This window comes from Duganella sp. GW821-FHT07G03 (assembly GCF_059418605.1).
This window is the reverse complement of sequence record NZ_JBWKQE010000011.1, coordinates 89,352-107,698: the sequence shown is the minus strand read 5'-3', so window position 1 is coordinate 107,698 and position 18,347 is coordinate 89,352. Positions and strand designations below refer to the sequence as shown.

17 protein-coding genes are annotated in these 18,347 nt (G+C 66.8%); all 17 read right to left on the bottom strand.

Annotated features, from left to right (window positions below; translation table 11 throughout):
• Positions 1 to 17: 17 nt before the first annotated feature.
• Positions 18 to 797: a DotU family type IV/VI secretion system protein gene (locus AC07OK_RS16050; protein ID WP_494691329.1), complete on the bottom strand. Its 780-nt coding sequence runs from the start codon at positions 795 to 797 to the stop codon at positions 18 to 20.
• A gap of 10 nt (positions 798 to 807) precedes the next feature.
• Entirely contained in the window at positions 808 to 2,133 is a 1,326-nt protein-coding gene (gene tssK, locus AC07OK_RS16045) for a type VI secretion system baseplate subunit TssK (RefSeq protein WP_494691253.1), read from the bottom strand.
• Positions 2,134 to 2,151: 18 nt separating this feature from the next.
• Positions 2,152 to 2,658, bottom strand: a complete 507-nt coding sequence (locus AC07OK_RS16040; protein ID WP_494691252.1) for a hypothetical protein — start codon at positions 2,656 to 2,658, stop codon at positions 2,152 to 2,154.
• 10 nt (positions 2,659 to 2,668) lie between these two features.
• Complete coding sequence (locus AC07OK_RS16035) at positions 2,669 to 4,090, bottom strand: cation:dicarboxylate symporter family transporter (RefSeq protein ID WP_494691251.1); 1,422 nt, start codon at positions 4,088 to 4,090, stop codon at positions 2,669 to 2,671.
• 8 nt (positions 4,091 to 4,098) lie between these two features.
• Positions 4,099 to 5,385 (bottom strand): dicarboxylate/amino acid:cation symporter, encoded by a 1,287-nt coding sequence (locus tag AC07OK_RS16030; protein ID WP_494691250.1) that lies wholly within the window; start codon positions 5,383 to 5,385, stop codon positions 4,099 to 4,101.
• A gap of 9 nt (positions 5,386 to 5,394) precedes the next feature.
• Positions 5,395 to 6,237, bottom strand: coding sequence for a substrate-binding periplasmic protein (locus AC07OK_RS16025; protein ID WP_494691249.1), 843 nt, complete (start codon positions 6,235 to 6,237; stop codon positions 5,395 to 5,397).
• Positions 6,234 to 6,488, bottom strand: a complete 255-nt coding sequence (locus tag AC07OK_RS16020; protein WP_494691248.1) for a hypothetical protein — start codon at positions 6,486 to 6,488, stop codon at positions 6,234 to 6,236. The genes AC07OK_RS16025 and AC07OK_RS16020 overlap by 4 nt, the downstream gene beginning before the upstream one ends.
• Positions 6,489 to 6,510: 22 nt before the next feature.
• Entirely contained in the window at positions 6,511 to 6,897 is a 387-nt protein-coding gene (locus tag AC07OK_RS16015; RefSeq protein ID WP_494691247.1) for a DUF4280 domain-containing protein, read from the bottom strand.
• A complete protein-coding gene (locus AC07OK_RS16010) occupies positions 6,897 to 7,613 on the bottom strand; it encodes a toxin-antitoxin system YwqK family antitoxin (RefSeq protein WP_494691246.1) in 717 nt (238 codons plus the stop codon). Before AC07OK_RS16010 ends, AC07OK_RS16015 begins: the two co-directional genes overlap by 1 nt.
• Before the next feature lies 1 nt (position 7,614).
• Positions 7,615 to 9,606 (bottom strand): type VI secretion system Vgr family protein, encoded by a 1,992-nt coding sequence (locus tag AC07OK_RS16005; protein ID WP_494691245.1) that lies wholly within the window; start codon positions 9,604 to 9,606, stop codon positions 7,615 to 7,617.
• Positions 9,603 to 12,287: a type VI secretion system ATPase TssH gene (gene tssH, locus AC07OK_RS16000; protein ID WP_494691244.1), complete on the bottom strand. Its 2,685-nt coding sequence runs from the start codon at positions 12,285 to 12,287 to the stop codon at positions 9,603 to 9,605. The genes AC07OK_RS16005 and tssH overlap by 4 nt, the downstream gene beginning before the upstream one ends.
• Positions 12,288 to 12,292: 5 nt before the next feature.
• On the bottom strand, positions 12,293 to 13,309 hold the full coding sequence (tssG, locus tag AC07OK_RS15995) for a type VI secretion system baseplate subunit TssG (protein ID WP_494691243.1): 1,017 nt from the start codon (positions 13,307 to 13,309) through the stop codon (positions 12,293 to 12,295).
• The gene (gene tssF, locus AC07OK_RS15990; RefSeq protein WP_494691242.1) at positions 13,297 to 15,048 is read right to left on the bottom strand and encodes a type VI secretion system baseplate subunit TssF; all 1,752 of its coding nucleotides are present in this window, start codon (positions 15,046 to 15,048) and stop codon (positions 13,297 to 13,299) included. The genes tssG and tssF overlap by 13 nt, the downstream gene beginning before the upstream one ends.
• Before the next feature lie 25 nt (positions 15,049 to 15,073).
• On the bottom strand, positions 15,074 to 15,532 hold the full coding sequence (gene tssE / locus AC07OK_RS15985; RefSeq protein WP_494691241.1) for a type VI secretion system baseplate subunit TssE: 459 nt from the start codon (positions 15,530 to 15,532) through the stop codon (positions 15,074 to 15,076).
• A 73-nt stretch (positions 15,533 to 15,605) separates the two neighbouring features.
• A complete protein-coding gene (locus AC07OK_RS15980) occupies positions 15,606 to 16,091 on the bottom strand; it encodes an Hcp family type VI secretion system effector (RefSeq protein ID WP_116993407.1) in 486 nt (161 codons plus the stop codon).
• An 84-nt stretch (positions 16,092 to 16,175) separates the two neighbouring features.
• Positions 16,176 to 17,669 carry a type VI secretion system contractile sheath large subunit gene (tssC, locus tag AC07OK_RS15975; protein WP_332851530.1) on the bottom strand — a complete coding sequence of 498 codons (1,494 nt, stop codon included), beginning with the start codon at positions 17,667 to 17,669 and terminating at the stop codon, positions 16,176 to 16,178.
• A gap of 51 nt (positions 17,670 to 17,720) precedes the next feature.
• Positions 17,721 to 18,254, bottom strand: a complete 534-nt coding sequence (gene tssB, locus AC07OK_RS15970) for a type VI secretion system contractile sheath small subunit (RefSeq protein ID WP_494691240.1) — start codon at positions 18,252 to 18,254, stop codon at positions 17,721 to 17,723.
• Positions 18,255 to 18,347 lie beyond the last annotated feature (93 nt).

The following is an 18,347-nucleotide window of genomic DNA, read 5'->3' as shown; positions in this document are numbered from 1 at the left end:
CATCCCGTAAGGTTAGGTCACACGGTTGAGGCGAGCGCGGCGCGCACCGGCCACGATTGCCACAGCCACAGTATTTCGGACAGTCCCAGCAGTATCAGCAGCGCCAGCACAAACATCAGTCCGCTGCGATTGAACTTGGGCAGGCGCCGCGCCGCCAGGTGCGACAAGGTGCTGGCATAGGCCTGCTCGGACAGCGTGCGGTCGCGCCCCTGCAGGTCGGCCGGCCGCAGGTAGACAAACTGGAACAGCTCGCGCCGGTACTCGGCGATCTTGTCCTGCTTCTGGCCGCGGTAGCGGCCCTGGAAGCCCAGCGACAGCAAATACAGGTAGAGCCGGCCGACGTTGCGGCGCGACGCCTCGCGCTCGCGCAGCAGCTGGTCGAGGTCGTCGAACACGCGCTCGCCGGCAAAGCTGGACTTGAACAGCGTGGTCTCGATCAGCACATGGCGCCAGTGGTTGCGCCCGGCCCATTCGGTGTTGAGCAGCACCTCGTCGGCCAGCGCCGCCTTCAGGAAGCGGCCCTGGGCCTCGGCCTCCATGCCGGCCTTGCCGACGATGCGGCGCGCCTCCAGCGACTGCAGCTCGATCAGCTGGCACAGCTGGCGGCTGAGCGCCTCGGCGGCCGCCTTGGCCTCGCCCTCCGCCACCCGGGTGGCCGCCTGCGCCGAGCGCGACAGCACATCGTAAAAGTCGCGGAACTGCACCGAGGCCAGGTCCACGCCCTCGCTGATGCCGCCGCTCCAGGCCGGCGACGCGCTGTTGCCATTGTTGGCCTTGCTTGCACTGTTAGATAGCATGCTCACGGCATCATCCCTTTATGAACAACACCACTTCCTGCGGGCGCTGTGCCTGCAGGCCTTCATTGGCGTTGCTGATCAATAAAGCCTGATCGGCCACGATGAATTCGTCCGACACGTCCACGCTGAACAGGGTGTAGCCGGCGCTGGCGCGCAGGCCCAGCTCGGGCGCGGCGTCGATGCGGCTGCGCGGCGCGCCCAGCACGCGGCGGTCGGTCAGCGAGGTCCACACCGTCTGCGAGCCCACCACCGCGCCCGCCATCCATTGCGTGGCCTCGCGGTCGGGCTGGCCGCGCAGGCCGATCACCAGCCGCGTGCCCAGCCAGTCCGGCTGCATCGCCAGCGAGAACGCCTGGCCGTCGTAGCCGAACACGCAGGTCTTCCATTCCTGGCTGACCTCGCCCACCAGGTCGGTCAGCGCGCTCAGCACGGTGTCGAAGGCCGGGCCGCTGTCGCCGTGGTCGTAGGCCGGCGGCATGATGGGCACGGCGCCGGGACGCAGCGTCGCCAGCGGCCCCAGCTGCGCGCACAGGGCCAGGTACAGCGGCAACGGATGCACGGTCGGATTGCGCAGCAGCGCTTCCAGCACCGGCAGGTTGAGGATCAGGCTCGACAGGCGGGCCTTCTGCTCCAGCATATTGATGCGGTCCTCGGTGCGCGAGGACGGCTGCGCGGTCTGGCGCGCCAGGAACACCGCCTTGTTGCGCATATGCGTGGCCAGCTGCTGCGCGCGCTGCAGCACACTCGACGTGGCCGGCAGGTCCAGCATCGCCGGCAGGAAGGCGCCGCGGTGCACGATCTCATTGCCCTTGTTGACCGTCATCAGCCGCAGCGCGGTGTAGGCGGCCGACGGCACCGGCCCGGCCGCCAGCGCCAGGTTGAGCGCCATGCGCGGCACGTCGGCCGGCAGCGCCTGCGACACCTCGTCCTCCACCGTCGGGCTCTCGATGCCGCGGAACATGGCCGGCTGGCCGGGCTGGCGCAGCGAGCGCGTGTTGCCCACCACCAGGTACACCGACAAGTCCTGCTGCGCCATCGCCTCCGCCCACGGCGCCAGGTCCAGCTCCAGCGGCAAGCCCTGCGCCAGCGCGCTGTCGTAGGTCACCGCCATGCCGTTGGGCAGGATCGCCTGCAGCTGCTGGATGCGCAGCAGGCCGGTGGTCAGCAGCGCCTCGTCGATGACCAGTTCGCGCACGCCCCAGCCGTAGGGATTGGTCGCCAGCGACTGCCAGGCCAGCAGCGCGTCGAGGCGCGCGCCCTCCTGTTGAAAGTGCTGTGGCGTCAGCATCATGCCTTCGTGCCACTGGATGCGATGTGAAAGTTGAGGGTCGGTCATTGAGCGGCTTCCATAAACTTACTGTGCTGCGCCGGACTTGGGCTCGCTCGCCACAAAGCCTTGCGCGTTGAGTTGCACCACATAGCCCGAGGCGTTCAGCAGCAGGCGCGCGCGGTGCTCGCCGGCGTTGGCGTAGCTGGCGAACACCAGCGCGGCCCAGGCTTTCTGGTCGCCCCACTTTTTATCGTTCAGCTTGATCGTTTGGGCCGGCACCAGCTCGTAGGGGTAGACCGTCAGCGCCTCCGGGAAGGTGCGCTGCAATTCCGCGCGCGCGGCGAACCATTTCGAGGCCGGCATGGCCAGCAGCGCATCGAGCACGGCCGGGTCCTTGACCAGCACCACGTCCACCGCCAGCGCGCTGTTGCCGTTGGCGTCGTCGGCGGCGCGCAAGGTCAGCGTCTTCCAGCTGGGCGAGGCCATGCTGGGGCCGAACAGCGCGCGCGTGGCGCCGCAGCCGGCAAGCAGGCCCAGCAGCACAAACAACAGCATGCCGCGGCGGGGAATCGAGGTCATCATCAGTTGCATAAGTCAGTCTTCAAAAGGCCTTGCGCAGGCCATAGCCCACGCCGGCGCAAAACACTGTGAACAGAGCAATCAACAACAGGAACAACACGGACAGCGCTTGCTTGCGGGTGAAGACGAGCTTCAGCGTGGACGGATGCCACACTTCGGAATCTTGCTCGTTATTAATATACAGACCATCCGCCACCAAGGCAATCAGAGCCGATGATATAAGAAAGGAAAGTAAATTCCTCGGCCCCTCGCACAACACTTCGACTAGCATAAACACCGGCAACACGGCCTCCAGCGGCAGGCCCAGCGAGGCCATCACGAAGCCGCCGAGCAGCACCGACTTCACGCCTGCAATGCCCACCGACCACAGCGCGGCGGTCCAGGACAGCGCGCAGATCCAGGCGATGTCGGCGGCGCTCAAGGGACGGTGGTACAGGTTGGCGAGGTAGATCGCCAGCACCGCGAAGAACATCGCCTCGCCGGCCTTGATGAACACCGGCGCGATCGGCGAGACCAGCTCCACCATGCCGCGGCTGAAGCCCAGCCGTACGCTCATGCCCTGGATGAAGCCCGGCACCGCCGCCACCGCCACCGGCGAGAACAGGCAGACCGTGATCGGTTCGCGCAGCGCCAGCAGCACCAGCCACGGCGACTTCTTCAGCCTCCAGCAGATGATGGCGATGGCCGCCGCGCACACCGCGAACGCGGCGGCGAAGAAGGTCGCCAGGAAGCTGCCCAGCAGCACGATGGCCTCGACCCCGGCGCTGGCGGTGGCGGCCGCCGCCAGCACGAAGGCGGCGGCCGGCAGCAAGGTGTTGAAGCGGTTCACCAGCGATTCCAGCGCGCGGTACATGCCCTCGAAAATGCCGCTGAGCTGGGCCGAGCGCTGCGGGTCCTGCACCGCCACGGCGGCGCCGAAGCACAGCACGCCGATCAGCACCGACGGCAGCGAACCGTAGGCCAGCATGCCGAAGAAATTGTCCGGCACCAGCGCGCCGATGTCCCACGGTTCGGCGGCGCCGTCGTCGCCGCGCATGGTCATGGTGTATTGCGATTCCGAGCGCAGCGCCAGCTTGCCCAGCGCCGCCGTCTGCGCCGCCGACATGCCGGCGCCGGCCGACGTGGCGCTGGCCACCAGCACGCCCGCCACCGCGCACAGCAGCATCGCCAGCAGCGCCATGGCCGCCAGCCGCGCCAGCCGCGCGCCGGAGCCCGGCTCCGACGGCAGGCGCTGCAAGCCGAAGTAGACCGCCAGGATCACGAACGGCAGCGCCGCCATCTGGATCAGCGCCAGGTACAGCATCGACACCGCCGCCAGCAAGGCCGCGCTGCCGGGGAACAGCGTGCCGATCCAGCCGCCCAGCAGCATCGCCCCCAGCAGCGTGGCCGGATGCTGGAAGATATCCCTGATCTGGAACATGGCGGGTTTGGCGAGGGTCTGCATGGCCGGGCCTAGAGCTTGACGGGTTCGGCGCAGATGGTCGCCACGGCGGCGCAGCTGCCGATCACCGTGACCGCCGTGCGCGCCATGGCGCAGATCGGATCGACCGCGATCAGCAGGATGAAGGCGGCCTCGAACGGCAGCGTCAGATAACTGCAGATGGTGCCGACCAGCGACACCGTCACCACGCCCGCCATGCCGGCCGAGGCAAACCCGGACAGCACCGACACCAGCACCAGCACGCCCAGGTCCAGCGGCGACATGGCGCGGCCGTACAGCGCGGCGATGAACAGGGTGCTGCAGACGAAATACGCCACCGCCCCGACCCGCAGCAGCGAGATGCTCAGCGGCACCAGCAGCTCGACCCGCGCGCGCGCGAACTGCAACTGGTCGACCAGGCCGCTGACCATGGCCGGCATGCAGGTGGCGCTGTTGTTGGTCGCCACGCCGAGCGCGAACGGCTCGCGCATGGCCGCCAGCACGGCGCCGTAGGGCACGCCGGCGCGGCGGCTGATGAGCGCCATCGCCAGCGCCATCAACAGGCCGGACACCAGCAGGAACAGGATCACGAAGCCGGCCATCGCGGCGATCGGTTGCAGGCCGGTCTGCGCCACCTGGCTGGCCGCCATGCACACCAGCACGAACGGTATCGGCAGGTTGACCCAGCGCGTCAGCGTCTGGCAGGCGTGGTAGATGGTCTCCAGCGCCTGGTGCAAGCCGCCCGAGATGCGGCTCGGCACCTGGCCGGCGGCAAAGCCGAACAGCAGCGCGAACACCAGCGCCTTCAGCGTTTCGCCATTGGCCAGCGAGGCGAAGATGTTTTGCGGAATCAGCGATTGCAGCACGTCCTTCAGGTCGGTATGGTGCGGCGGCGCCTCCTCCGCCCGCAGCGCCATTTCGGTGTTGCTGCTCTCGCCGTCGGCGCTGATGATCTTGCCCAGCGCCGCGCGGGTCTCGGCCGGCAGGTTGCCGCCCGGCCGCACCAGCAGCGAGCCCACCGTCGCCAGCACCGCCACCATCAGCGAGAAGCTGATGAACACCACCACCACCCGCTTGAAGATGCGCGCCGCGCCGCCGTCGCGGTACAGGTTTTGCAGGCTGAAGATCACGGCCGATATCATGAACGGCAGCACGATCATCTTCAGCAGGTCGACATAGACGACGCCCACCGCGCCCAGGTGGCGCGACAGCGACGGTGAAGCCCAGCCCAGCAGCCCGCCGGCCAGCACGCAGCCGACCACCGTCCACGGGTTCAGGGCCCAGTGCTGGAAACGCTGCATGCCGGTTGGAGCGTCCACGTGGTTTCCTTATTTGATGGCTTTGAGCACGCTGCTGGCGGTGGGCTTTTCAGCCCGCTGCGCGATCAGCTCGTTGACGAAGGACAGCAGGGTCAGGTCGCGGATGCCGACCATGATGCTGAGCGGCGACTCCAGGTCGTTGAAGGTGACGGTGCGCAAGGTCAGCGCCAGGCTGGGGTCGTTGTTCACGATCTGCATCACCTCCAGCTCGTCGCGATAGGCCGCCACCACCTCGCCCTTCTTGGCGGCGTTGACGGCGTCGGTCCAGCTCGGGTAGCGGACCAGCTTGGCCTTGGGGAAGTTGCGGCGGCCGAACTCCTCCCACGACGAATTGGCGATCACGCCGATGCTGCCGGTGAAGTGGCGTATCACCTGCGGCAGCGGCTGGTCGCCGGCCATCTCGGCGAAGCGGATGCGGTTGATCAGCAGCGCGTGGCCGAGCCGCATGTAGGCGACCGAAAAATGCACCGACTGGCCGCGCTTGAGCGTACGCGCCAGGCGGCTGATGCCGAGGTCGGCCTGGCCGACGGCCACCGCCTCGGCCACGCCGTCGAAGGTTTTGGGGCTGCGGTCGAAGCGCACCGGCACGCCGAGCTCCTTGCCGATCAGCCTGGCGAGATCGACGTCGGTGCCGACCAGCTCGCCGTTCCTGGCCGAGAAGAACGGCGGATTGTCGGCCGCCAGCATGGCGATCACCAGCTCGCCGCGCGTGACGATGCGGGCGATCTCCGGCGCCAGCAGGCGGCCGTCGGCCACCTTGACCAGCGGCGAGCGGTCCGCTTCGGCGGCCGCGCTGACCAGGCACAGGCACAGGCCGGCCAGCAGCCAGGCGAGTTGGGCCAGGCGCTTCATTGCGCGGCCTTTTGCGCGGCGTTCACGCGCTCGGTCACGGGCGCGGCGGCAGCGGCGGCGTCGCCGCTGATCTTGCCCTTCGCCTGCTGGCGGGCGCGGTTCGCCGCGTTGTCGACCACGGCCGGCGCGGGCCGCTCGGCCATGCTCAGGCCAAGCTGGTACCCCAGGGCGAACAACAGCACCAGCAGCGCCACACCGGAGAAGATGGCCAGCGCGATCAGGCGGGGAGTAAGGCTGAATCGGTATTCCATGGTGGCGCTCGCGGTGAGATTTTCAAGGAATGGAAACGGTGGTCTGGCCCGGCGCGTTAATCGCGATCACGCCGCCCCACATGCACATCAGTTTCGACGAATTGTTCAGCGCCGGCATATTGCCGATCAGGACGGTCGGCGAGCCCGGCACCCACGGCGCGGTGGTGGCCGGGATGCACGGCATCGGCGTCAGCACGCCCAACGCCGCCGCCGTCGCGGCCGCCACCATCGGGTTGGCCAGCGACTGGCACATGCCGAACGGCAGGATGTTCACCATCGGCTTGTTGTCCATGATGTTGGCGTCGGGCACGGCGGTCAGCACGGCGTTGGCCGGCAACACCATCAGCGTGCCCGGCGCCACGCCGAAACTACATTTGAGCATCGCGCCCATGCAGACTTGTTGTCCCATCAGCTTCCCCTCACCAGCTTGTGCAGCCGGTCCAGAATTGCGGGTGTGGCGGCGGCGTTGTCGGTGCGCTTGCCCTTGGGGTCGAAGCGCGCCGGCGAGCCGACCGGCTTGCCATCGCGGTAGATCACTTCTTCCATCAGCTCGCCGTCCGGCCAGTAGCGGCGCAGCGGACCGTGCAGCAGGTTGGCGCGGTAGGTGCAGGTCTGCACCACGCCGCCCTGGGCGTCGTAGTCGGTGGACTCGCCGTCCATCAGGCCGGCCTTGTAGTGCGACTTGCGCACCCGCAGGCCTTCGTAGAAAAATTCCGCCGGACCGTGGATCTGGCCGTCGAACATGTTCAGGCGCGCGGTCAGGTGGCCGGCCTCGTCGTAGGACAGCGACTGGCCGGCGGCCACGCCGTCCACCATCATCTGCCGCGCCACGCAGCGGCCGTTGACGTAGGTTTCCATCAGGCCGTGCGCCACGCCGTGCTGGAACTGCGATTGCTGGACCAGCTTGCCGTCCGGCGCGAACACCGCCATGGCGCCGTGCATCTTGCCCGCTTCGAAGTGGGTCTTCATCAAGGTGCGGCCCTGCGCGCTGAACTGCTCGAACGGGCCGTGCAGCAAGCCGTCGCGCAGCCAGGCGCGTTGCAGCAGCTGGCCGCCGTCGCCGTGCTCTTCCAGCAGCTGCGGCGCGGCGGCGGGCGGATCTTGCGGCAGTTCGGTGTCGGTCATGTCAGTTCACCTTGGCCATGGCGCCCTTGAGGGTCAGCATCGCGCCGGCCTCCACGGTCTGGGTTGCGTCGGCCTTGCTGTTGATCACAGGCGCCTTGTTATCCATCTGCACGGCGGCCTGGTTGACCATCTTGGTGCCGGCCTTGTTGGTGAAGTCGGTGCCGGACTCGTTGGTCAGGGCGGTGCCGGCCTTGGCCGTCAACGCCGTGCCCGCCGTGATGCCGTAGGTGGTGCCGGATTCCTCCGTCACCGCAGCGCTGGACTTGATGCTGATGTCGCCCGTCACCGTGATGGTCAGCTTGCCGTCGATGGTCAGCGCGTAGTCGCCCGTGACCTTGTGGGTGAACTTGGCGGCGTTGGTGTGCGTCTCGTCGCCGGTCACCGTGACCTCGCGGGTGGCCTTGACGTTGTGGACCTCCTTGCCCTTCTGCACGTCGACGGTGCGGTCGCCTTCCTGTAGCGTATGGATTTCCGCGCCCTTCTTCACCGTCGTGGTCAGCGCGTTTTCGATCTCGGTCAGCATGTCCTTCTGCGCGTGCATGTACAACTGCTCGGCATCCTTCTTGTCCTCGAAGCGCAGCTCGTTGCCGGCCGCGCCCTGCTTGGACGACCAGGTGCGCATGATGGTCTGGGTCTGGTTGGCCGGCAGGTCGGCCGGCGTGGCGTTCTCGCCGTTGTAGACGCAGCCCGTCACCAGCGGCCGCTCGGGATCGCCGTTCAGGTAGGTGATCACCACCTCCTGCCCCACGCGCGGCAGGAACAGCGCGCCGAAGCCCTTGCCCGCCACCGACTGCGCCACCCGCATCCAGGTCGAGCTCTTGTCGTCCTTGGCGCCGTCGCGGTCCCATGGAAACTGCACCTTGATACGGCCGTACTTGTCGGTCCAGATTTCCTCGCCGCTGGGGCCGACCACCAGCGCCGTTTCGCAGCCGACCGCGCGCGGACGGGCCGTCTGCACCGGCGGGCGGAACGGCACCGTCACCGGAAACGCCTCGAAGGAATTGGTGTACATGTCGTCGCGCGCCGTGTGGTGCACGCGGCGCAGCACGAAGGCCGCGTTCAACGCGGTGACGAAATGCTCGGACAGCGTGAACTTGGTGCCGGCGCTGAACGGATAGCAGAAGCTGTCGCCGCGCAGCACTTCGGCGTTGACCTGGCTGGCCTCCACGCGCAGCTGGGCGATCGCCGTGGCGGCTGCGGCCGCCAGGTGGCCGGTGGCGAACTCGTACACCGCGCCGCTGCCGCCGGCGGCCGTATGCGTGCCTTCCAGCGAGGTGCTGGGATTGATGAAGTCGTAGTCGTTGACGGTGGCCTTCTTCACCGCGATGGTGTTCTCGTGCGCGAAGCGCGACACCGTGTCGATGGCGTTGTTCATGCCGGTGCGCGGGAAGAAGCGCACCGCCGCCGCGCCGGCGCAATCGGCGAAGTTGGACGAGGCATCGCCCAGCACCATCGTGTGCGCGCTGCTGCTGAAGGTGAAGAAATAAAAGATGCCGGCCTGCTCCATCAGGCGGCAGATGAAGTCGAACGCGGTTTCGTCGTACTGCACGATGTAGTCGACCGGGTCGTAGGTCTGGGTCAGCTTGTCGTCGAAGGTGATGCTGAAGTCGCCCAGCACGGCCTTGATGATGTCCGCCACCGACTTGACCTGGTAGATCTTGCGGTCGCGCGACAGGGTCAGCAGCCACAGCATCGGCACCACCTCGGCCTCGTAGGTGGCGAAGTCCTGGTCGAAGCCGCTCTGGATGAAGCGCGACACCATGCCGGTGATGTAGCGCTTGGTGCCGCCGGTGACGTCCAAGGTCACCGTCATGGTCTTGCCGACCACGGTGGCCGCGCTCAGGCTGGTGCTGCCGGAACGCATGTGCAGGTTGAACTTGAACAGTTCCGATATGCCCTCGCTGCCTTCGACCGCGTCCAGCAGCAGGTCGTTGTCGCCGAACGGCGACGACACCGTCAGCAGGCCGGTACCTTGTTCGAAGCCGGTCCTCATGGCTGGCCCCGCAGCGGATGGTCGCGGAAGGCGTAGGCGAAGTGCTCATCGGCGCCCACGCTCATGTGGATGGCGGTGAACGGCTTGAGCATCGACATGCGCTCCAGCACCAGCGACGACAGCAGCGGCAGCACCGTCTGCGTCAGGATGAAGTCGATGTTGCGGGCGCCGCTGTCGACCTCGGTGCAGCGGGCGGTGATCACTTCGGTCACGCGGTCGTCCCAGGTGAAGCGGGCGTTGTGGTTCTCGGCGAAGCGCGCCGCCAGCTTGGCCAGCTTGAGGTCGACGATGTTGCTGATCTGCTCGTCGCCCAGCGGGTAGTAAGGCACCAGCACCAGCCGTCCCAGGAAGGCCGAGCTGAACTGGCGCAGCAGGGCCGGCCGCAGTTGCTCGATCAGCTCGGTCGCATCGGGCCGCTTGCCGTTGGCGCAGGCTTGCGTGATGACGTCCTGCGCCGCGTTCGAGGTCAGCAGGATCAGGGTGTTCTTGAAGTCGATGGTGATGCCTTCGCCGTCCTCCATCGTGCCCTTGTCGAACACCTGGAAGAACAATTCCAGCACGTCCGGGTGGGCTTTTTCCATCTCGTCCAGCAGCACCACGCAATACGGGCGGCGGCGCACGGCCTCGGTCAGCACGCCGCCCTTGCCGTAGCCGACGTAGCCGGGCGGCGCGCCCTTCAGGCTGGAGATCGAATGCGCCTCCTGGAACTCCGACATATTGATCGTCACCATATTGCGCTCGCCGCCGTACAGCATGTCGGCCAAGGCGAACGCGGTCTCGGTCTTGCCGACGCCGCTGGGGCCGACCAGCAGGAACACGCCGACCGGCTTGCTCGGATCGTCCAGCTCGGCGCGGAAGGTGCGCACGCGGCGGGCGATGGCGTCCAGCGCCTGCGGCTGGCCGACCACGCGGTCTTCGAGGCGCTCCTTCAGTTGCAGCACGGTGTGGATTTCATCGGCCAGCATCTTGCCGACCGGGATGCCGGTCCAGCCGGAGATGACGCCGGCCACGATCTTGGAATCGACGCACACCGGCACCAGCGGCTCGTCGTCCTGGATCGCCTCCAGGCCTTTTTGCAGCCGCTGCAACTGATCGCCGCGCGAGATGCGTTCCTCGTCGTCGAGCGCGGCGTGGTCGTCGGTGGCGGCGGCGATTTCGCGGCGCAGCACCAGGATTTCATCGACGGCGCGGCGTTCCTCGGCCAGCTTCTCTTTCAGCCGCTCCAGGCGGGCCTGGAACAGCGCCTGCTGGATTTCCATCTTGGCGATGGCGGCGGCCTTGTCCTCGCCGCGCGCGTGCTGCTGGCGGGCGATGCGCAATTCTTCGCTGTTGAGGACCATGTCATGTTCCAGCGTCTCCAGCTGCGGCGGCGCGCCGGCCTGGCCGATGGCGACGCGGGCGCAGGCGGTGTCCAGCACGCTGATGGCCTTGTCCGGCAACTGGCGGCCGGAGATGTAGCGATGCGACAGGCGCACGGCGTCGGTCACTGCTTCGTCGAGGATCTCGACGCCGTGGTGTTTTTCCAAGGTGGCGACCATGCCGCGCAACATGCCGATGGCGGCGTCCGTGGTCGGCTCCTCCACCTTGACGACCTGGAAGCGGCGCGCCAGCGCGGGATCGCGTTCGACGTATTTCTTGTACTCGGCCCAGGTGGTGGCGGCGATGGTGCGCAACTCGCCGCGCGCCAACGCCGGCTTGAGCAGGTTGGCGGCGTCGCCCTGCCCTTCGCTGCCGCCGGCGCCGATCAGCTGGTGGGCTTCGTCGATGAACAGGATGATGGGCGTGGCCGAGGCGCGCACTTCGGCGATCACCGATTTGAGGCGGTTTTCAAACTCGCCCTTGATGCCGGCGCCCGCTTGCAGCAGCGCCAGGTCCAAGGTGCGCACCACCACGTTGGCCAGCGACGGCGGCACCGCGCCCGAGGCGATGCGCTGCGCGAAGCCTTCCACCACGGCGGTCTTGCCGACGCCGGCCTCGCCGGTCAGGATGGGATTGTTCTGGCGGCGGCGCAGCAGGATGTCGATGATCTGGCGGATCTCGGCGTCGCGGCCACGAATGGGATCGATGCGGCCGGCGCGCGCCAGTGCCGTCATGTCCACCGTGTACTGGTCCAGCGACGGCGTGGCGCCGCCCGCGTTTTGCGGCGTGGGCATGGCGCCCGTCTGCGCGGCCGGCGCGACGGATGGAGCGCCCGTGACGCCGCCATCTTCCGACGAACTTGCCAGCAGCGACGGCAACTCCTGCTTCAGCTGGTCGCGCGGAATCTTCAGCAGTTCGGGCGCGCTCTCGATCAGCATGCCGCGCAGGCTGTCCACTTCCAGCATCGCCAGCAGCACGGTGCCCGAGCGCACCTGCTGGCTGCCCAACAGCATCGAGCTCAGCAGCCACGCCTCCTGGAACAGCGGTATGAAGTGCGGCGACAAGGCCGGCGTGCGGCCGTTGCCGCGCTTGAAGCCATCCATGCTGCGTTGTAGCTGCGCCGTCACCGCGCTTTCGACGATGCCGAAGCGTTGCAGCACCACGACAAAATCCGGTGCCCGTTCTTCCAGCAGGGTGAACAGCAGATGCTCCAGGTCGACGTTGTACTGCGTCTGCTTCACGCACAGCTCGGCCGCATGCCCCATCGCCCGCTTGCATTCGGGGTTGAGCTTGGACAGCAAGGTGCGGATATCGATTTCCATGCCGCTCAATCCTCTTCCGTCGACAGCAGGAAGTTCGCCGACTGATGCCGCGCGGTCGAAGGGCCGGGGCTGCACAGCCAGGTGCTCAGCCCCAGGCGCGGCGGCAGCTCGGCGTTGGCGCTCAACCGCGTGGCCGGCTGCACCGCCAGGTCCAGCCGCAGCCGCACCTGGATGTCGCTTTGCAGATGGCGCGCCACCAGCCAGCCCAGCAGGGAGTTGTTTTTTGCGCCGGGCAGCAAGGCGGCAAACTGCGCCGGTTGCAGCGGCGGCGCGTCCAGCGCCATGCCGGCGCCCTGGTCCCACGCGCGCGCGCCGAGGCAGGCGCCCATGCCCAGCCGCGCCGTCATCGGCGCCGGCTTGCCGGGATCGTGCAGCTTGGCGCGGTCGCACAGCGCCAGCGCGTGCCAGCCGCCGACGAACTGTTTGCCGCTGAAATGCACACCCATGCGGTCGCGCACCAAGGCCAACAGCGACACCATCGAACGCGGTGCCGCGCCCTGCAAGCCCGCGTGGCGCAGCCAGGCTTGCTGGCCGTCCGGCCCGCGCACGCCTTCCGCCCGGCCCAGGCTGGACAAGGCATCCAGGCTGCGCACGATGGGCGCGTGGTTGATGCTGTCCGTGCTCAGCGCCAGATGGTGCTTGCGGCGGCTGCGGTACAGGAAGCCCAGCAGGCGCTGGTTGAAGATGTCCAGGAAATCCAGCCCCGACATGTCGCGCGCGCGGCGGCGTTCCATCAGCAGCTCGGTGAACGGCATCGGCAGCGGACCTTGCGAGCCGGCCAGGGTCATCACCGGCGTCTTCAGCGTCAACGGCGGGCCGGGCTGCTTGCTCTCATTCAGACCGCTGACGTCGCTCGGGGCGAACGCCAGGTCGACCTGCGCCGACAGCCGCAGCGCCTCGTCCATGCCGACCGAGGTGCCGACGTGCGCACGCGCGGGTTCGCTGCGTTCCAGGATGCTGATGGCCTGGAACAGATCGAAGGCGTGCGGGTCGTCCCGCAAGAGCGTCATCAGATCAGGCATTGGCGTCCACTCATGGCAGGCCATTGCATCCACGGTTCGCCGCCGCGCGTGACGGCCAGGCGGACGAAGGAATTGGCGGAGGTGTACAAGGCAAAGAAGCGCGACAGCACGCCGGCCAGCACCAGCGGCGAGGTGCCGACGAAGGCGTCGGCGTCGAACTCGAGCACGATGTCGGTGCCGCGGCAATGGCCGCGCCAGGTGTCGGCGCCCAGCCGCGCCGTGGCCACCGAGGCCGCCATGCTCTTGACGCCGCGCACCTGCGCCTGGTCGCGCGCGCTATCGCCAGCGAACAACATCAGCATTTGTTGCAGGGTCTGGACGCCGGTGGTGCCGTCCACCAGCGAGCGGTGGTTCAGGCGCAGCAGCGCCACCAGCGACCACAGGGCTTTCGCTTCCATCACCGGCGGCCGCTGGGCGCTGGGCTGGTACAGCGCGCGGATGTCGGTCGAGGTGGAAATGCCCTCGCCGTAGAAGCGGGTGCCGGGCGCGATCTGCTCGGCCAGGCCGCGATTGGTGCACAGCAGCTGCGCGTACACCACCGGCTCGTCCGGCGTGCTGTGGACGTCGGTGCGGTCGACAAAGCTCAGGTAGACGTCGGTGCCGGTGATGCCCTTGCGCATGCTCATCTCGCGCCGCAGCGACCAGAACACCTTGGCGTCCTCGGCATCGGCCGCCGATTCGGCGAACACGCTGGGGATGATGGTGGGCCGTTCGGCGCGCGGATCGGAGGCGGTGACCGAGACCACCGAATGCACTTCCATCACGGCCTCGCGCTGGTAGTCCGGCACCAGGATGTATTCGTAGTGGCGGCGGTGCAGGCGGATCGGCTCGCTGGTGACGGGGAACAGGTTGACGGCGGGCACGCAGCCGAGCAGGAAGTTGTCGGCGCTCAGCTGCGATAGCACGCGCGCGCTGCGGTTGAACACGAAGCGCAGCGAGAAGCCCTCGCCCTGCCCCAGCAAGCCGCGCAGGCCGCTCAGGTCGAAGAACTGGAACTTGCGCGGGAAGGCGAAGTATTCCTGCAACAAGGCATAGGCCGGATGGGCGTGCGCCGGCTGCGCCAGGATCGCCTCGTTCTCGTCGAAGCCCACCTCGCTCAGGCTGTTGGGGCCGAGGCGGTGCAGCGCGCCGCCGCCGGCCAGCAGCTCGATCCGCTCCAGGCCGCTAATCAGCAGCTCGTGCAGCGGCATCGTCGTCATCAGGTCGCCGGACAGGTGCAGGCGCAGGCGGTCCAGTTCCAGTTCGGAGACGTCGAGGCCGGGGTCGCAGCGCAGGTCGAGACGCAGCGTGCGCGTGTCTTCCATCTTGATGGCCGCCACTTTCAACGGCCACAGCGTGGTGCTCCACGCCACCTGGAAGCGGCAGTTCTCGCCGCTGGCGGCGGTGGTCGACAGCATGGCGCCGCGCGCCACCGGCATGCCGGCCATGACCTTGCCTTGCGACGAGTCCAGCTTCATCTGCACCACCGTCATGGCCGGTACCGGCTGCGTCAGGCTCGGGCACAGGTTGTCCAGCATGGCGCCGGCGATGGTGGGGAAATCGCGGTCGAGGTCGCGGTGTACGCGGGCCGTCAGGAAGGCCACCGATTCGATCAGGCGTTCGGTGTGCGGATCGGCCGATTCGCCGCCGCTCAGCACCAGCCGCTGCGCCACCTTGGGATAGCGCGTGGCGAAGTCGGCCGACTGGGTGCGCAGGTAGGACAGTTCGCGCCGGTAGTATTCCAGGATATCGTCGCTCACGGCATGGCCTCCAGCTGCCCGACCGTCATGCGGCCGCCTGCATCGCGGCGGAACGGGCGTCGAGCGCGATGTCGAAATTGACCCGGCACAGCTGCTGTCCCAGCAGCACCACGGCGGCAATCGCGGCGCGCGCGGCGAACGGTTTGGACGGATCGGCAGTCACGTCCACCTTGACGTGCGACAGCCGTGGTTCGTACAGCGCCAGGCTGCGCTCGAGCACCTGCGACCAGATGAACAGGTCCTGGTCCGACTGCGGCGACAGGCCCAGCATATCGGGCAGGCCGTAGTCGAGCACGGTGGGATCGCCCTCCAGATAGTCGCGGATGGTCAGGGCATTGCGCACGTTGAACAAGCGCATCAGGTCCAGTTGCAGCGAGTGCTGCAAGCCGCCGCCATCGAGCAAGCGGCCATCCGGCGAGGCGTGCAGCACGCCGGTCAACCGGTCAAACATGGGCACAAGCGACGCCGTGATGGCTTTAGACATAGTTTTCTATACGAGCAGCACTCATGGTGGGACGACAGGCGGCGCGCCAGTTGGCGCCCGCCGCGGTACCGCATCAATCCGCTTTCATCGTCTCCAGGTTCCAGTTCCAGGTGCCGGTGCCCTTCGCGGTCGAATCCGACTGCTGCTGGGTGTAGTCGCACTTGATCTTGGTGAAGCTGATCGAGAACGAGTCCGATGGAATGCCGCCGCCGCCGGAGGTGCTGATGTTCGAGATCATGGCGTTGGTCATTTCGTACGTGAAGAAATTCATGTACTTGCCGTTTTCCACGCGCCCCACGTGCAGCTTGGCGACGCCGATCTTGGTGCCCTGGGTACAGGCCTTGTACATTTCCGTGGTCGACAGGTCGGACATCTTCGAGAACGAAATCTCGGAGAACACCGGACGGCCGGAGGTACGCTCGGTGTTCGAGGCGTCCATTTGCAGCGGCATCGAGGCGCTGTGCGAATACGACAGCACGATCACCTTGTCGGCATAGCCGGTGACCATGCAGTTGCCCTTGATGGTGGTGCCCAAATCCAAAATGAGTACGTCAGACATTGCTGGCTCCAAATTTTATGGGCCCACCCGGCGACTGCGCCGGATGGGCGGGAACATCAGTGTAGTGTGTAGCCTGGCCTGGCATCAACCGACGGCGGCCGGCAGTTCGGCCACCAGGCGGATCGACGTGGTCAGTTCCTCCATCTGGAAGTGCGGCTTGAGGAAGACGGTGGCCGAATAGGCGCCCGGCTTGCCCGGCTTCTCGGTGACGTCGACCCGGCCTTCGGCCAGCGGGAAGCGGGCCTTCTCGCCCTGCGTCGCGTTCGGGCTCAGCAGCACGTAGCCGCTCAGCCACGAGTTCAGGTAGTTCTCCACGCTCTGACGGGTCTGGAAGCTGCCGACCTTGTCGCGCATGATGACCTTGATGTAGTGCGCGAAGCGCGAAGCCGCCAGCACGTACGGCAGGCGCGACGACAGCGCCGCGTTGGCGTTGGCCGCATCGAGGTTGTAGAGCTTGGGCTTGTTGACGGTCTGGCCGCCGAAGAAGGCGGCGAAGTCCGACCCCTTGGAGTTGACCACGGCGATGAAGCCGAGGTCGTTGAGCTCTTTCTCGCGGCGGTCGGTGATCGCCACTTCGGTCGGGCACTTGAGCACGATGTCGCCTTCGTCGGTCTTGAAGGTGTGGGCGGTCATGCCCTCGATCTTGCCGCCGCCTTCAACGCCGCGGATCGCGGTGGTCCAGCTGTGCTTGGCGTAGGCGTCGGTGATGCGCAGGCCCAGCTGGTAGGCCGAGTTGGCCCACAGGTATTTGCTGTGGTCGCGGCCGTCGACGTCTTCCTCGAAGCTGAAGCTTTCCACCGGGTTGGTCTTGGCGCCGTAGGGCAGGCGCGCGGAGTAGCGCGGCAGCACCATGGCGATGTAGCGCGAGTCTTCCGATTCGCGGAAGCCGCGCCACGAGGCCAGCTCGGCGCTTTCAAAGATCTTCGACATGTCGCGCGGCACGCCCAGCTCGGTGAACTCGGTCATGTCGAACAGCGACGGCGCGGCGGCCGTGATGAACGGCGCGTGCGCGGCGGCGGCCACTTTCGACAGGCGCTGCAACAGCGCCACGTCCTGCGGATGGCGGCCGAAGTAGTAGTCGCCGATCAGCACCGAATACGGGGCGCCGCCGAAGGTGCCGTACTCTTCTTCGTAGATCTTTTTGAACAGCACGCTCATGTCGTGGTCGACCGCGCCTTCGAGGTCTTTCAACAGTTCTTTCTTCGACACGTTCAACAACCGCAGCTTGAGGGTGGTGCTGGTTTCGGTGCCGTACACCATGTCGTGCAGGCCGCGCCAGGAGCCTTCCAGTTTCTGGAATTCCTCGTGGTGCATGATGGCGTTGAGCTGGTCGCTGAGGATGCGGTCGATCTCGGCCACGCGCTCGTTGATCATTGCGACCACGCCCTTGTCGGGGGCGGTCTTCATGCCTTCGTCCAGCACCTGCGTGGCGAACTGGCCCAGCAGTTTTTTAGCGTAGGCGTTTTGCGACGGTTCGATCGCCATCTTGCCTTCCTGGACGATGCGGTCCAGTAAGCTCAGCTCGCCGGCGGATTCCGTCGACTTGGCGCCGCCCTTGGCGGATTGACTAGTAGCCATGATTTAGCTCTCTCTTAGAAACGATGAGGGGAAGCACGCGCGGGCGTGCTATCAGGATGGGGTCGCTTCCGCGTCCGCTGCCGGCGCCGCGTCGGCGGCCGGTTCCTGGTCCTTGAGTGTTTTCAGCTCTTGCGTGTTCTGGATGATGTTTTCCAGCAGCGCATCGAGCTCATCGTTGCCATCGAGTTTGCCGAGCAGGTCGCGCAATTGCTGCCGCACTTCCAGCAGCTTGGCCAGGCGCGGCACTTGCGTGACGATGGATTCCGGATGGAAGTGGTCGAATTCGGTGAAGTTGAGTTCCACCTTGAGATTGCCTTCGCCCTTGAGCGTGTCCGGCACGGACAGGTCCAGGCGCGGGGCGATCTTGCCCATGACTTCGTTGAAGTTGTCGCGATCGATTTCGATCAGGCGTCGGGACTTGAGCTTGGGCAGCGGCACCAGTGGCTGGCCGGACAAGTCGGCCAACAAGCCGACCACCAGGGGCAGCTCTTTTTTTTCAGTGGCGTCACCAATTTCGACGTCGTACGTGATTTGCACACGAGGGGGACGATTGCGTCCTACCCATTTTTGTAAGCTATCTGACATTCACATCCTCACATTATGGTGACTAGCGGCCGACGATACAAACTGCAAAAACAGGCGGACTGAGCACTAAGCTACTTCTCGTGATACCACCCT